This window comes from Anaerococcus sp. (genome assembly GCF_022770135.1).
In the GTDB taxonomy this organism is placed as follows: domain Bacteria; phylum Bacillota; class Clostridia; order Tissierellales; family Peptoniphilaceae; genus Anaerococcus.
Window position 1 is genome coordinate 1 of record NZ_JALEIL010000131.1, and the last position, 15,502, is coordinate 15,502.

Genomic DNA, 15,502 nt, shown 5'->3' on the forward strand with positions numbered 1-15,502 from the left:
GTATTCCTCCAATTTTAGATAAATTTACGTTATTTTTTGAAAAACTGATAATTTTAAGAATGCAGACAGAAAAAGCGCCGATAAATCCGATTTATTAGTGGATTTGTCGACGCTCTGAGGGGACTTTCGTCCCCTTTTAAATTACAAAATATCCATAAGCTCATCTATTGAATTAATCTTATAAGTAGCTTTCTCGCCTTCTTGGGCTTTTCCATAACCGTAGCTTGCAAAGATAGTTTTTTGCTTATTCTCGTAGCCTGCCATTATATCCTCGTACCTGTCTCCTACCATGATATAATCGCCTTTGACATTTTCCCTTAGGATCTTGTACTTATCTATAAAATCAAAATCTTCGCCCACTAGGTATTTGCTAAAGTAATCATCTAGCTTGTAGACTCTTCTCGCCTCATCCATATAGGCTCTTAGACACTTACTTAAGATGTATAAGTCGTATTTTCCTTTTAGATAATTAAGAGTTTTATAAGAGTTTTCGTAAAGTGCCCCAGTTTTTGATAAGTTTTCCCTAATCCTTTTGCCATTTAGCTCGATTAGATGGTCTTTGTTTGAATCATCCTTTAGGATATCATCCCAGCAGGCCTTTGGGCTCATGCCTATATATTTCTTGTAATCTACACTTTTTGGGTCAATCCCAAGCTCTCTTAAGGTTGTGTAGAGAGCTTCTTTATAGACTAGTTCCGTCTTATGAATTGTCCCATCGAAGTCAAAGATGACTATCATAGAATATCCATAAGATTTGCCATCTCGATTGCTGCAAGGGCTGCTTCGCTTCCCTTGTTACCAGCCTTCACACCTGATCTTTGGAGGGCTTGATCGATTGTATCTGCTGTAATTACTCCAAATATTACAGGCTTATCGCTATCAAGACTTACATTGGCAACTCCCTTGGATACTTCTGCACATACATAGTCAAAGTGAGGTGTATCTCCACGGATAACTGCACCAAGGCAGATTACAGCATCGTACTCGTCCTTTTTGGCAAGTTTTTTTGCAACTAAAGGAATCTCGAAGGCTCCTGGAACCCTAATTAGGTCTATATTTTCTTCCTTTGTGTCGTGTCTTTTTAGGGTATCAAGACAACCCTCAACTAACCTATCTGTTACAAAGTGGTTGAATCTTGCAACCAATACCGCATATTTTTTATCATTTGAAATTAAATTAGCACTAAACTCACGCATTTTCTCTCTCCTTAAATTCTTCTAGTTCATGACCCATTCTCAAAGCTTTTATTTCTAGATATTTCCTATCTGTTTCGTTTGACTTTATTTCTATTGGACATCTAGACTCTACTTTTATTCCGTATTCTTCTAATTGATTTATCTTATCAGGGTTATTTGTCATAAGCTTTACTGATTTTACCCCAAGCCTATCTAGCATTTCTGAAGCAATCTTATAGTCTCTCATATCTTCTGGAAAGCCTAGTTTAAGGTTGGCATCTACTGTATCATAGCCGTGCTCTTGTAGTTCGTAGGCCTTAAGCTTATTAAAGAGTCCTATGCCTCTTCCTTCTTGTCTTAAGTAAAGAAGGACTCCCTCGCCATTTTCTTCTATATTTCTTAGGGCCTTATGAAGTTGGCTACCACAATCGCATCTTCTTGAACCTAAAACGTCTCCTGTAAGGCATTCGGAGTGGATCCTTGTTAGGACTCCACTTTTTTCGATATCGCCCTTGGTGATTGCTATATGCTCTTTGCCAGTTTTTCTATCAAGAAATCCATAAGCTTTGAAGCTTCCGTATTCACTAGGAAGATTTACTGGATTGGTTGATATTACATCTACTTCCAAACTCTTCCTGTACTCCTTAATCTCACTGACAGTTGTCACCTTAAGATTTAGCTTCTCGGCAAGTTTTAGGAGGTCATCTCCCCTCATCATATGGCCATCATCTGCCATAATTTCACAACAAAGTCCCACTTCCTTAAGTCCTGCAAGTCTTAAAAGATCAACTGTAGCTTCTGTATGGCCATCTCTTTCGAGAACTCCTCCGTCTTTCGCTACTAGAGGGAAGACATGTCCTGGTCTTCTAAAATCACTAGCTTTAGAATCTTCTGAGGCAAGAGCCCTAATAGTTTCTGCTCTCTCAAAGGCGGATATGCCTGTAGAGGTATTTACATGGTCTACTGAAACAGTAAAGGCTGTCTCGTGATTGTCTGTGTTTTGGGCGACCATAGGATTTAGGGAAAGTCTACTAGCAACTTCCTTACCGATTGGAGTACAGATTAGGCCCTTGGCATAGGTTGCCATAATATTGATCATCTCTCCTGTTACATTTTCTCCTGCACAGATCATGTCTCCTTCATTTTCCCTATCCTCATCGTCAGTAACTAGGATTATTTCATTTCTTTTAAGTGCTTCTAAGGCTTCTTTAACTCTATTCATCTACAATAGACTCAAAAGTGAGTCTCTATCCTCCTTTTTTTCGCTTCTATTTAACTTTTCAACTATCCTTGATAGGATATCTGTTTCTAGATTTACTAAGTCTCCGACCCTTCTATTTTTAAGATTGGTCCTAGAGAGGGTCTCTGGTATGAGGGAAACTTCGAAGATGTCGTCTTGTTCGTAAGATACTGTAAGAGATATGCCATCTATGGCAATTGATCCCTTGTTTACAATATATCTTCCGATATCCCTCGTAGTTTTGAACCTATAGACGTTTTTATTAATTGATATAAGTCTTCCTACTCCGTCAACATGGCCTTGGACTATGTGGCCGTCCAGTCTATCAGAAAACCTTAGGGCTCTTTCGAGATTGACTTCTTTTCCCAAAAGACTTCGATCAAACTTAGTCTTCTTAAGAGATTCATTCATGATATCGGCCTTGTAGTAGGAATCCGTCATTTCAGTAACTGTAAGGCAAACCCCGTCAGTCATTATCGAATCTCCCAGCTTTGTATCTTCTAGGACTTTTTTGCAAGAAATTTTAATTTCGACTGTATCCGATTTTTGCTTAAATTCCTTAACTATTCCCAATTCTTCAGCTATTCCTGTAAACATTATTTACCTCAAACATCACATCAATACCAAATCTTTTGATATCATCTATGGAAAATCTCTTAGCATCTTTTATGAATTTCGCCCCTTCTCCTATAAAGGCGGACCTTGAATCCTTGCCGGATACAATTATTGGAGCCATAAACTGATAGATTTTATCTACTAGGTCTTCTTCTAGGAAGGAGTTATTTACAAGAGATCCTCCTTCTACAAGGACTGATCCTATATTTCTATCGTATAACTTATTAAGCAAGTCCTTAAGATCAACCCTGCCGTCTTTTTCCTTACACCTTATAACTTCTGCATTGATATCTATATCTTTGTCAGAAATTGTGGCGATATAAGTTTTCTTATCAGAATTTTCCCTAAAGACTTCTCTGTCTTTATCAATTTCTAGCTTATCAGAAAGGATAATCCTATAAGGATTAACTCCTCCTTCAATCCTTGAAGTAAGTCTTGGATTATCCTGCCTTAGGGTGTTAGCACCAACTAGGATTGCATCATATTCGCTCCTTAGTTTATGGACATAGGCCCTAGATTCGTCATTTGTGATCCACTTAGAATCAAAAGATCCTGTGGCGATTTTCCCATCCAAGCTCTGAGCATATTTTAAAGCTACTAGAGGTCTTTTGTTTTCCATGTTGAAGAAAAATTTCTCATTCAATTTCTTACCTTCATCCTCTAGAACCCCTGTAATGACCTCTATTCCAGCATTCTTTAACTTGCTAAGACCGTCCACCTTGGGATTGGTATCAATATTAGAGATTACTACTCTCTTTACCTTCCTCCTTATGACTTCATCGACACAGGGAGGATGCTTGCCAAAATGGGAACAGGGCTCGAGATTTACTATCAGAGTAGCTCCTTCGGCAGATTTCTTAAGATTATTAAAGCAATCGATTTCTGCATGGTCGTCGGTAAAGCTTTTGTGATAGCCTTTTGCTATTATCTCTCCATCTTTTACAAGAATTGCTCCAACCATAGGATTTGTCAAAACCTTTCCAGCACCCTTTCGTGCTAGGTCGAAACATTCTTTCATTAAGTTATCATAATTCATTTCTTCTCCTTTTGGAGACTAAAAAAAGCCCCCTTTCAGGGACTCCGAATTTATAAGTATGCAAAATAAGCATAGAAAAACTCTTCTTTCATCCAGACTATACTGTCGGTATCGGAATTTCACCGATTCGGCTTTCGCTCGCAGACTTTACTGCCGGTGGAGACTTGCACTCCGCCCTGAAGATCAAATTTATTATTAACTTAATATAAGTATAAGCCATTGTAGAAGTTTTGTCAAGACTTTTTTGAATTTTTATGTAAAATTTTAGGAAAACTTGTATTTTCAAATGTTTTCCTTCTAATAATTTCAAATTAAAAGCTAATCTATATTTTCTTTAAGTCTAAATATCACCCAAAGTAATATTCTATAAAAGCCAATAAAAAAAGAAGCCGAAGCTTCTTAAATTATTATCTGTTTTTTCTGTTTTTTCTCTTAGCAGCGTCATTTTTCTTTTTTCTTATAACGCTTGGTTTTTCGTAGTGTTCTCTTCTTCTGTATTCAGAAAGTACACCGGATCTTGCGCATTGTCTTTTGAATCTTTTGATTGCACTATCGATTGATTCGTTTTCTCCAACTCTGATCTCTGTCATCTTCTATCCCCCCTCTCGTATTCGCACTAACTTCCATCAACCTGGTGGCCACTTAAATCCTCTGCCTCCAAGTACATGGAAATGCAAATGAGGCACGCTTTGTCCCCCATCTTCACCGACATTAGTTACAACCCTATAGCCATTTTCATCAAGGCCTTTCTCGCTAGCTATCTTTTTGATAGTAGCAAAGACATGACTTATGATTTGGCTGTCAGCCTCTTCTAATGTAGCTATGCTTTGAATGTGCTTTTTTGGTATTACAAGAAAATGGATAGGTGCTTGTGGATCTAAATCGTTAAATGCAATAACATCACTATCTTCATAGATTATATCTGAAGGAATCTCCTTGTTTATAATCTTACAAAATACACAATCCATACTTCACCCCCATTGCTATATATAATACCATAAATTGGGTCCTAGGTAAAGACTAAATCCCAATTTTTTTATGAATTTAGGATAAAATCCCTATCAATTCGTCGTTTTTTATTTCAGTGATTAGGACATTCCTAATTTCATTATCTCCTATATCAGCTTTGACATTTACTCTCAGATAGTTTGTAGAATATCCTGACTTATATCCTTCCATATCGGACTTACTTTCAAATAATACAGACAAAGTCTTACCTATTTGGTTTTTGAGGAAATTTAATCTGTTTACTTCCTCTATTGCTTCAAGCTCTTTGAGTCTTTCTTTTTTGACATTGCCATCAACTTCTGGCTTCATAGAAGCTGCCTTTGTCCCATCTCTTTTGGAATATTTGAATAAATGGGTCTTGGCAAATTTAATTTCCTTAACGAAGTCTTTGGTCTCTTCGTGGTTCTCTTCTGTTTCTGTTGGAAATCCTACTATTATATCTGTAGTAAGGCCAGCATTAGGGAAGACTTCTCTTATTAGGTCGACCTTTTCTTTGAAAATTTTAGTGTCATACTTCCTATTCATCGCCCTTAAAATATCATCTGAACCTGATTGGAGGGATAGGTGGAAGTGATCGCAAGCCTTTCCTGTCGCCTTCATTCTTTCTAGGAAGTCTCTTGTAATATGCCTTGGTTCCATAGAAGATAGCCTTATTCTTTCGATTCCTTCTGTCTTTGCGACTTCTTCTATTACATCAATAAGACTTGTCCCATTTCTCAAATCCTTGCCATAGCTTGCAACGTGGATTCCGGTAAGGACTATTTCCTTATAGCCGTTTTGGGCAAGTCTATTTGCCTCTTCTTTAATAGAATCCATATCCCTACTTGCAATATTACCTCTAGCATAAGGAATTAGACAATAGGAGCAGTACATATTGCAGCCATCTTGGATTTTCATATAGGCACGAGTCATGGCCTCTTGGTTAGATATCTCAAGTTCTTCTATAGTTTTGGTTTCACTAAAGGATAGGACCTTGTCTATTGCCTTTTTATTTTGAAGGACATTTTCACAAAGATCAACCACTTCTTCCTTATTTCTTGAACCTAAGACAACATCTACTCCCTCAATGGCTGCTACTTCCTCAGGCTTTACTTGCGAATAGCAACCCATTACGGCAATTACTGCTTCTGGATTGTCTCTTCTGGCCCTTGATATCATCTGCCTAGACTTCCTGTCACTCATATTTGTAACAGTGCAGGTGTTTATTACATAGATATCTGCATTATTTTGTTTTTTTTCGTAGCCTCTAGCTTGAAAGATTTCTTCTACAGCTTCAGATTCGTACTGATTTACTTTACAACCTAGGGTTATTATATTGAATGTATTTTTCATTAATCAAAAAAGTCCTTCAATTTATCGAAGAAAGATTTCTCTTCCTTAACTTCTTCACCACTGACATTGGCATAGGCCTCTAGGGCCTTTTTTTGCTCCTTATTTAGCTTTTTAGGAGTTATAACCTTGACAAAGAAGTATAGATTTCCCTTTCTTCCTCTTCTCTTATCGTGGATTCCTTCGCCCTTTAATTTAAACTTAGTTCCAGTTTGAGTACCTGCTGGAATTTCGTAGCTTTTGGTTGACTTAAGGGTAGGAATTTGGATCTCTCCTCCAAGGGCTGCTGTGGTAAAGCTTATAGGCATCTCGTAGTAGATATCAAGTCCATCTCTTTTAAATATTTCATGCTCAGCTACCTTAAGCACTAGGTAAAGGTCTCCATAAGGACCTCCATTTTCTCCTACATGGCCCTTGCCAGATACTCTTATAATGTTGTTATCTTCTACTCCTGCAGGAATATCCACCTTGACCTTTTCAGACTTAAATTCCTTACCAGTTCCCTTACAGTTCTTGCAAGGCTCTTCTATAACTTGGCCAGTTCCTCCACATTTATCGCAGGTAACGGTCCTTGACATGGTACCAAAGGCAGTTTGGCTAACTTGGTTAACCACTCCCCTACCATTACACTTATCGCAAGTGTGGACCTTACTTGGATCCTCACTTTTTTCTCCATGGCACACATGGCAGGCTACTTCATGCCTTACTTGGATTTCCTTGCTCACACCAAAGGCTGATTCTTGGAAAGTTAAGTTTACTACTTGTTGAATATCAGCTCCCTTGATTGGCCTATTGGCAGATTTCGCATTTGAGAAGCCTCCGCCAAATAGATCTCCAAACAAGTCTCCAAAAATATCATCAAATCCACCTTGAGAAAATCCAGAAAATCCACCTTGACCACCCTCAAAGGCGCTTGCTCCGAACCTATCGTACTGACTTCTTTTCTCTTCATCAGAGAGGATTTCGTAGGCAAGAGTTGCTTCCTTAAACTTTTCAGCTGCCTCTTCATTATCTGGGTTAAGGTCTGGATGGTATTTCTTGGCAAGTTTTCTATATTCTCTTTTTATTTCACTTTGGCCTGCGGTCTTTTCTACCCCAAGCACTTCATAAGGGTCTCTCATTTATCCTCCATCCACTAAAAAAGGAGCTGTTGCAATATGAATCCTATCGTCCATCATTAGAAGCTTCTGGGAAAGAGTCTGGTCGTCTGTGACTTTCAGACTCTGGACTAGCTTCCCCTAGCTTCTTCTAATATTCGGGACGATTATTCATTCTGCAACATCCCCTCTATTATTTTTCTTTAATTATACTCTTTTGATAATTACTTGCAATCGCGAATTATTCTTCGTCATCATCAATTACTTCGTAATCAGCATCTACTACATCGTCGTCTGCATTTCCACCATTAGCTTCACCTGCTGCTTCGTTTGCCTTATACATAGCTTCACTCATGGAGTAGATTTTTTGAGTTAAGGCTTCTGTTTTTGCCTTGATATCGTCGATGTCATCTGCCTTGATAGCTTCTTCAAGCTTGTTGATTTCAGCTTCCATCTCTTCTTTTTCGCTTCCTTCAATTTTAGCATCTTCTATTGTTTTTCTTGCTTGATATACTAGGTTTTCTGCGTTGTTTTTAGCGTCTATACCTTCTTTTTTCTTCTTATCTTCTTCAGCGAATTGTTCAGCTTCTTTTACTTTTCTATCGATTTCTTCGTCAGATAGGTTAGATGAAGATGTGATTGTAATCTTTTGTTCTTTTCCTGAACCTTGATCTTTAGCAGTAACATTTACTATACCATTAGCATCTATGTCGAATGTTACTTCGATTTGTGGAACACCACGTCTTGCTGCTGGTATACCAGTTAGTTGGAATCTACCAAGTGTTGTATTATCTGCTGCCATTTCACGTTCACCTTGAACTACGTGGATGTCAACTTCTGTTTGACCATCTGCAGCTGTTGTAAATACTTGTGATTTCTTTGTTGGGATGGTTGTATTTCTTTCGATTAGTTTTGTAGCAACTCCACCTAGAGTTTCGATACCTAGTGATAGAGGTGTTACGTCAAGTAATAGTAAGTCTTTTACTTCACCACTTAGTACACCACCTTGGATAGCTGCACCTAAGGCAACACATTCGTCTGGGTTGATATCTCTTTGTGGTTCTCTTCCGATTAGGTTTTTAACAAGTTCTTGAACTGCTGGAACTCTTGTAGAACCACCAACTAGTAGGACTTTTTCTATATCACTGTGGCTAAGTCCTGCATCCTTAAGGGCATCTTCTACTGGTTTTCTTGTTGCTTCTACTAGGTGTTTTGTTAGCTCATCGAACTTAGCTCTTGATACAGTTTGCTCTAAGTGGACAGGTTGACCGTCTACTGCTGTAATAAATGGTAGAGAAACTGTTGTTGATACTGTTGAAGAAAGTTCCTTTTTAGCCTTTTCTGCTGCATCTTTTAGTCTTTGCATAGCTGTAAGGTCTTTAGTTAAGTCAACTCCAGATTCTTTCTTAAATTCGCTTGCAAGATAGTCAACTAGGGCATTGTCGAAGTCATCTCCACCAAGTTTGTTGTTACCTCTTGTTGAAAGTACTTCAAATACTCCATCTCCTACTTCAAGGATTGATACGTCGAATGTACCACCACCAAGGTCGTAAACCATGATCTTAGATTGGTCAGTTTCCTTGTCCATTCCATAAGCAAGAGCTGCTGCTGTTGGCTCGTTTATAATTCTGTCTACCTTAAGACCTGCGATTTGTCCAGCATCCTTTGTTGCTTGTCTTTGAGCATCAGTAAAGTAAGCAGGTACTGTAATTACTGCATTTGTTACTGTATCATTTAGATAGTTTTCAGCATCTGATTTTAGTTTTTGAAGAATCATTGCTGAGATTTCTTCTGGTGTGTATGTCTTACCATCAATTTCTGGTGTCTTCCAATCAGTTCCCATTTCTCTTTTAACAGATGCTATAGTTCTGTCTGGGTTTGTGATTGCTTGTCTTTTTGCTGTTTCACCAACAAGTCTTTCTCCATCTTTTGAGAAAGCTACGATTGATGGTGTTGTTCTATTTCCTTCGCTGTTTGGAATTATAGTAGATGTTCCACCTTCCATTACAGCTACTGCTGAGTTTGTTGTACCTAAGTCAATTCCTATAATTTTAGCCATATTTTCCTCCTATTTACTTACCTTAACCATAGCTGGTCTAAGGACTCTGCCGTTTAGTTTGTATCCTTTTTGGAATGTTTCTATTATATGATTTTCTTCTACTTCGTCGTTTTCCTCGGCAAGGACTGCTTGATGAACATTGTGATCAAACTCACAGCCATCAGATTCAATTTCTTCAAGACCTTCGTTTTCTAGGATTTTCATCAACTCTTTCCTAGTCATGATAACACCTTCAACGAAAGCATCGTCTTCGTCAGCCTTTGCTAAAGCCCTGTCGAGATTGTCTATAACTGGTAGAAGTTTTTCTATTAGTGAGCTCTGGGCGAACTTCTTAAAGTCAGCCTTGCTAGCTTCTTCTCTTTTCTTATAGTTTTCGAAATCAGCTAGAAGTCTTTGGTATCTTTCTTGATACTCATTTACTTCTTCTGTTTCAGAATCTTTACTATCTTCTTCATCATCTACGATTTCGGCCTCTATATAATCTTCTTCGTCTATTTCTTTATCTTCTATATCTAAATTTTCATCTTTTTTTTCTTCATTTGCCAAGACATTTACCTTCCTTTACTCGTTTAATAAGTCAGAAATCATCTTGATACTCGCTATAACATCTCTGTAGTTAATCCTTGTAAGTCCTACAATTCCAATCTTTCCAACTGTGTTTTCGTCCACATTGAAAAACGATGTGATTATAGTGGTATCCTTCAGTAAGTCTATAGCGTTTTCTTCGCCAATAGTAATTACTAAACTATCATCTTCAATATCTGACCAAAGACTTCTTATATCATCTTTACTATCAAATAACTTGATTAGATCTCTGGCCTTTGATAAATCATCAAATTCCTTGAAATTGAAGATATTACCAATTCCTTCGATTTTGACATCTCTATCAGTTCCATCTTTGGAGTTTCTTTCAATCCTTGTTCCTATTATATCGATTAGATTTGTATAGTCTCTAAGGATTTTATCTTCAAGCTCAACCAGCTTCTTATTCATATCAGAAAGCTTAAGTCCAACTAGTTCGTGATTTAATATCAGATTGATATTTCTTAAATCTTCATCGCTTATCGGAAAGTCTAAGATAATCTGATCATTTACCAAAGAACCATTATCAAAAACTGCTATTAGTAAGAGGAAGTTCTCACTTACCCTTATTAGTTCAATGCTAACAATCTTTGAAATCTCTTTCTTGTAACTTACTGATACAGCTGTAAGATTAGTCATAGCTGCCAAAGTTTTGGTCGCAGTCTCAATGATGTCGCTAGCATTGTGGTATCTCTTATCGAGAATTTGTCTGATATTTTTGACATCGTAATTGTCACTGACACCCACAAGGCCATTTTCCAAAAGGTAGTCGACAAATAGTCTATAACCCTTATCAGAAGGCAATCTGCCACTAGATGTATGAGCTTTCTTCAAGAACCCCTTTTTCTCTAGAGTACTCATATCATTTCTTATAGTAGCCGGCGATACATCAAATGAGTAATCATCAGCCAAAGACTTGGAGCCTACAGGCTCTCCCTTAAAAATATATGAGTCTATGATAGAGAAAAGTATTTGCGTTCTTCTATCTTTCAAAGCTTCTCACTCCTTTTAGCACTCTTTACTTCCGACTGCTAATTATAGTATACTTAGTCTAAAATCATTGTCAAGTTAAAAGTAAATATATTTACAAGATATGTATAAGCTCTTAAGTAAAAGTCTAGAGTGAATCTTTAGATCACTACACCAAAAATGCTCCCAAGACTCAATCTTAGAAGCATTATTAATTTATTTATATTTGTAGAAGCCTTCTCCTGTCTCAATTCCTTTAAGTCCCTTGGCTTCTCTTTCCTTAAGTTTCTTAAGAGCCTTGCCCATAGGAGTTGATGTATCTTTGGCATCTTCTCTTGTGCTTGTAATATTAATTACGGTAGTAATTCCTATAATATCGATCATCTCGAAAGGGCCCTTTGGTGAACCTGTTCCAATCTTCCAGTCCATATCTATATCTTTTGGCTCTGCAATATCATCTCCGTAAAGAGCAAGAGCTGCATCTAATAGAGGGACGAGTATTGAGTTTAGGATATAGCCAGGATTTTCTTTTTTTATAATAGCAGGATACATTCCTATATCTCTTGCAAATTGAGCTACAACATCTATAACTTCCTTACTTGTAGTGTCATGACCCATAACTTCTGCTAGATTTTGTCTGTGGATATTGTTTGCGAAGTGTAGGTGCAAGAACCTTTCTTCCCTTCCAGTGAAGTCTTTAAGCATAGATGGCATAAAGGTTGAAGAGTTTGAAGCAAGTATTGCATCATCTTTTAGGATATCTTTAATTTTATCATAAAAGTCCCTCTTCTCGTTGGCTTTCTCTGCTATAGCCTCGATTACTAGATCAGCATCAGCAAAGGCCTCTTCCAGGTCTACTGTGTATTTTAAATCTTTGTAGGCTTTCTCGTTATTTTTCTTTAACTCTTCGATTTTTTCTAAATTAATTTCACTAGGATTTTCAAAAAAGGACCTAGGATACATTGGAAATTCAGCACCTATATATCTTGGTGCAAGCTCCAATTCTTTAGTGTAAGTCTCATATACCTTGTCAATTCTTGGCTTAGCTCTTTCAATTGATCCTTCGCTTCTTCCCCATATAGTAACGTCAAAACCGTGAAAGGCTGCAGCATAGGCAATTTGTGCTCCCAAAACTCCACCGCCCGCAACAGTTATTTTTTTAATTTCCATAATATCATCTCCTTATATATTCTATATGATATTTACCCACTTAGGAAAATATAATTCATTAAAATTTAAATAATTTCTATATAGAATTCATTGGAAAGACTCATTCCCTTTTTAGTAAAATAAAAGTTCTCATCTATCTTATAGAAATCCTGGTCCTTGAATTTTTCTATCACACCCTTATATTTAACTAAGAAATCACAGGCAAACTTTTCTCTAAACTCAGCTAGATTTATGCCCTCGCATTCTCTAAGCTTAAAGATAATATATTCCTTCTCCCTTTCATCTTTATCTATAAATTCCTCAAAAACAATAGGGTACTTTCCTTCTCTAAGAGCCTTATCATATTTTACAAAGTTTCTCGTGTTGTTATATCTCTTATTAGACAAAAATCCCGAAGCTCCAATGCCAAAAGCAATATAGTCATCTATATTCCAATATTTCTTGTTGTGGATTGACTCCTTGCCAGATCTTGCAAAATTTGATATCTCATATCTTTTAAGGCCCAATTTTTCTAACTCATCAACCAGATATGAAAATATATCGACCTCGAGGTCATCCTCCATTAAGTCTAGCTCGCCTTTTTTATCTAAAGCATAAAACCTAGATCCCTTATCTAAGATTAATGAATACCAGGAAATATGGTCTGGTGAAAGGATCTTTACCATTTCTAGGTCCTTTTTGACAGAATCGAAATCTTGGCCAGGCAGATTAAGCATAAGGTCAAAGGATAAATCAAAGCCAAAGCTTTTGATTAGCTTAATGTCTCTTATGGCTATTTCTTTATTGTGATTTCTACCAATATTTCTTAGGACCTTATCATCAAAGGACTGGACTCCTAGTGAAATCCTAGTCACACCCAGATCCTTATAGGCTTGTAATTTAGCTTCATCAATAGAATTAGGATTGCATTCTAGGCTAAATTCTTTGATATCTGTATCAAATTCCCTTACTTCTCCTATAATTTTCTCAATATATGAAGGATTAATATAAGAAGGGGTCCCACCACCTATATAGATTGTATCAATTGCAAGGTCCATATTCTCTCTATAGAGGCGGATTTCTTTTATTAAATTGTCGATGTATGTGTCAATCCAATTTTCGAGTCCCTCAAATGCTGCAAAGTCACAATAATAGCATTTTTTCTCACAAAAGGGAATGTGGATATAGCAACCAACTTTTTTCATAACTTCTATCTCAAATCACTTTCAACCACAATGATCTCACTGTCTCTAAGTCCTTTAAGCTCGATATCTCCACCCTCTTCAATCCTAATAAGGTCTCCTCCTGGATAAATCTTAGACTTATATTCGATTAAACCAATTCTTACAAAGATTAGAGTATTTGGGTATTTGGCCTTAATGATGGCCTCTCCTCCCAATTTTAAATCCTTGTGGTAGATAATTTGCTTATCGAATTTTTTAATAGCTTTGTCATCTTCCATCTCGCTAACTTCAGTTTCCTTATCCGTTTTGCTAGCTAAATATTTTTCAAAGTCTTCCTTACTAAGGATGTATTCATGAGTAACTTCCATAGTTCCCATATTTGTTTTTGTAAGATGGGAAGAATAATACTTGTAATTTAATTTCTCATGGAGCTTTTTGGATTTGAAATTTCCTCTGTAGAATCCTCCAACTAAAACATCTAGTCCGACTTCGTCAAATAGGTAGGAGATAAGAATCTCCAAGGCCTCTGTCATTATCCCCTGCTTATGGAAATCACTCGATAAGACAAAACCAAGCTCTGCTGCCTTCTTGTCAGCTAGGTTGTCAAAAAATTCTTCATCATACTTATGGATTCCTATTGATCCTATAACCCTGCCGTCCATATCTATGGCTAGGATATTCTTATTTTTTATAAATGTTTCTAGGATTTCTTTGCTTTCTTCCTTTGACTTATGGTGGAACCAACCAGCTGCCTCTCCAAGACCTGGAGTCTTGGCGTAGTTATATAAATCGTCTAGGTCAGTTTTTCTAAAGGCTCTAAGCCTTATTCTTTCGCCCTTAAGAGTAATCTTATCTGTATTAATATCAATATTCATAATTTCTCCTATGTAAAAAGGCGACTTTCGTCTTAAATCGCCGCCTTTATAACTAACAAGTCACTATCCTCTATTGCCTTAAGGGAGTGGATTTCATTTGGATCCATCCTGATTATATCGCCAGGAAGGATAAGGTCTTTCCCATCTTCTCCAGTGAATTCAACCTTGCCCTTATAAATAACAACTATAACAGTCTTGTCAGACTTATGACTTGGTATTTCTTCGCCAGATTTTATCTGTAGGTGGGTCACTTGTAGTTTGTCTTCGTCGATTAAATGTTCAAACTTCCCATCCAAAATATTAGCACTTAACTTCTTCATAAATCCTCCTTACAAAAAAATATGGTTATCAGCTGCCATAAACATGGTAGCTCTTTTCTTATCATTTAGATCAATCATTATGTCCTTATCATCTACTCCAAGCTCTCTAAGAGTTACGATATTATCTAGGAGGAACTCATTGCTTCCTACTACATAGAAGATAGAATCCTTAGCTTCCATCTCTCTTAAGGTCTCAAAGAAGTTTGCCCTAGAGTCCACCCAAACTTGTCTAAATATCTTGTCATCTACTTTAGAAATCTCGGATTCAAATAGGTGATTGTCCTTTCTTGCTACATTTATGCTTAAAAGTTCAGGAATCCCACTTGGATCTTTCTTAAATTTATTGATCAAAGGTCTCATTGTAGTAAGACCGATTCCCATGGATAAAAGAACAATAGGTCTATTTTCTCTTCTAAGCTTCATGTGACATCTGACCTTAAAGAATTCCAGATAATCTCCTACCTCTTTTTCTAAAAGAGCCTTCTTAAAGTCAGACTTTCTTATAGAAAACTTGGTCGTAAAGTTCACAGTATCATCATCTGTTAGGGTGTTGATACTAAGGTGGTGGACAAGTTTCTTATTAACCTCTCCCCCTTCATTAAAACCAGGGATGGCTAGATGAAAGCTTGAACCTTCCTCCCAACTAAGTCCCTCTGGCTTTTCTAGGGTATAGGTCTTAACATTCTTAAACTCATCTTTTATATCTAAAATTTTAACTTTATAAATCTTCTTGTCTATATTTTCCATAAATTCTCCTTAATGATAATTACTATCAACATTAACACTATACCCAATTTTCGCAAGAATAATAATTTATAGGATTTCTCCGACAAGATTTCTAAGAGTAGGGAGAACTTCTTTCTC

General features: G+C 36.9%; 17 protein-coding genes and 1 riboswitch. All 17 genes read right to left on the reverse strand.

Annotated elements, in window-relative coordinates; genetic code table 11:
• Positions 1–141: 141 nt before the first annotated feature.
• Positions 142–738, reverse strand: a complete 597-nt coding sequence (locus MRZ08_RS06860) for an HAD hydrolase-like protein (protein WP_297380941.1) — start codon at positions 736–738, stop codon at positions 142–144.
• Entirely contained in the window at positions 735–1,196 is a 462-nt protein-coding gene (gene ribE, locus MRZ08_RS06865) for a 6,7-dimethyl-8-ribityllumazine synthase (RefSeq protein WP_015778085.1), read from the reverse strand. Before ribE ends, MRZ08_RS06860 begins: the two co-directional genes overlap by 4 nt.
• Complete coding sequence (gene ribA / locus MRZ08_RS06870) at positions 1,189–2,397, reverse strand: GTP cyclohydrolase II (protein ID WP_297380945.1); 1,209 nt, start codon at positions 2,395–2,397, stop codon at positions 1,189–1,191. The genes ribE and ribA overlap by 8 nt, the downstream gene beginning before the upstream one ends.
• On the reverse strand, positions 2,398–3,012 hold the full coding sequence (locus tag MRZ08_RS06875) for a riboflavin synthase (protein WP_297380947.1): 615 nt from the start codon (positions 3,010–3,012) through the stop codon (positions 2,398–2,400).
• Entirely contained in the window at positions 2,993–4,066 is a 1,074-nt protein-coding gene (gene ribD / locus MRZ08_RS06880; RefSeq protein WP_297380949.1) for a bifunctional diaminohydroxyphosphoribosylaminopyrimidine deaminase/5-amino-6-(5-phosphoribosylamino)uracil reductase RibD, read from the reverse strand. Before ribD ends, MRZ08_RS06875 begins: the two co-directional genes overlap by 20 nt.
• A 76-nt stretch (positions 4,067–4,142) precedes the next feature.
• Positions 4,143–4,254: riboswitch (FMN riboswitch) on the reverse strand.
• Positions 4,255–4,473: 219 nt separating this feature from the next.
• Positions 4,474–4,656 carry a 30S ribosomal protein S21 gene (gene rpsU / locus MRZ08_RS06885; protein WP_015778089.1) on the reverse strand — a complete coding sequence of 61 codons (183 nt, stop codon included), beginning with the start codon at positions 4,654–4,656 and terminating at the stop codon, positions 4,474–4,476.
• Positions 4,657–4,692: 36 nt separating this feature from the next.
• Entirely contained in the window at positions 4,693–5,034 is a 342-nt protein-coding gene (locus MRZ08_RS06890) for a histidine triad nucleotide-binding protein (protein WP_297380952.1), read from the reverse strand.
• 76 nt (positions 5,035–5,110) lie between these two features.
• Complete coding sequence (mtaB, locus tag MRZ08_RS06895; RefSeq protein ID WP_297380954.1) at positions 5,111–6,406, reverse strand: tRNA (N(6)-L-threonylcarbamoyladenosine(37)-C(2))-methylthiotransferase MtaB; 1,296 nt, start codon at positions 6,404–6,406, stop codon at positions 5,111–5,113.
• On the reverse strand, positions 6,406–7,524 hold the full coding sequence (gene dnaJ, locus MRZ08_RS06900) for a molecular chaperone DnaJ (protein ID WP_297380957.1): 1,119 nt from the start codon (positions 7,522–7,524) through the stop codon (positions 6,406–6,408). The genes mtaB and dnaJ overlap by 1 nt, the downstream gene beginning before the upstream one ends.
• A gap of 217 nt (positions 7,525–7,741) precedes the next feature.
• Positions 7,742–9,559 carry a molecular chaperone DnaK gene (gene dnaK, locus MRZ08_RS06905; protein WP_297380960.1) on the reverse strand — a complete coding sequence of 606 codons (1,818 nt, stop codon included), beginning with the start codon at positions 9,557–9,559 and terminating at the stop codon, positions 7,742–7,744.
• A 9-nt stretch (positions 9,560–9,568) separates the two neighbouring features.
• Positions 9,569–10,105, reverse strand: a complete 537-nt coding sequence (gene grpE / locus MRZ08_RS06910; RefSeq protein ID WP_297380963.1) for a nucleotide exchange factor GrpE — start codon at positions 10,103–10,105, stop codon at positions 9,569–9,571.
• Between the two features lie 15 nt (positions 10,106–10,120).
• Positions 10,121–11,134, reverse strand: a complete 1,014-nt coding sequence (hrcA, locus tag MRZ08_RS06915; RefSeq protein WP_297380966.1) for a heat-inducible transcriptional repressor HrcA — start codon at positions 11,132–11,134, stop codon at positions 10,121–10,123.
• 192 nt (positions 11,135–11,326) lie between these two features.
• Complete coding sequence (locus MRZ08_RS06920) at positions 11,327–12,280, reverse strand: 3-hydroxyacyl-CoA dehydrogenase (RefSeq protein WP_297380969.1); 954 nt, start codon at positions 12,278–12,280, stop codon at positions 11,327–11,329.
• Positions 12,281–12,345: 65 nt separating this feature from the next.
• A complete protein-coding gene (gene hemW, locus MRZ08_RS06925; protein WP_297380972.1) occupies positions 12,346–13,464 on the reverse strand; it encodes a radical SAM family heme chaperone HemW in 1,119 nt (372 codons plus the stop codon).
• Between the two features lie 5 nt (positions 13,465–13,469).
• Positions 13,470–14,318, reverse strand: a complete 849-nt coding sequence (locus MRZ08_RS06930) for a GNAT family N-acetyltransferase (protein ID WP_297380975.1) — start codon at positions 14,316–14,318, stop codon at positions 13,470–13,472.
• Positions 14,319–14,350: 32 nt separating this feature from the next.
• Positions 14,351–14,638 carry a cupin domain-containing protein gene (locus tag MRZ08_RS06935; RefSeq protein ID WP_297380978.1) on the reverse strand — a complete coding sequence of 96 codons (288 nt, stop codon included), beginning with the start codon at positions 14,636–14,638 and terminating at the stop codon, positions 14,351–14,353.
• Between the two features lie 9 nt (positions 14,639–14,647).
• The gene (locus MRZ08_RS06940) at positions 14,648–15,385 is read right to left on the reverse strand and encodes a hypothetical protein (protein WP_297380981.1); all 738 of its coding nucleotides are present in this window, start codon (positions 15,383–15,385) and stop codon (positions 14,648–14,650) included.
• Positions 15,386–15,502 lie beyond the last annotated feature (117 nt).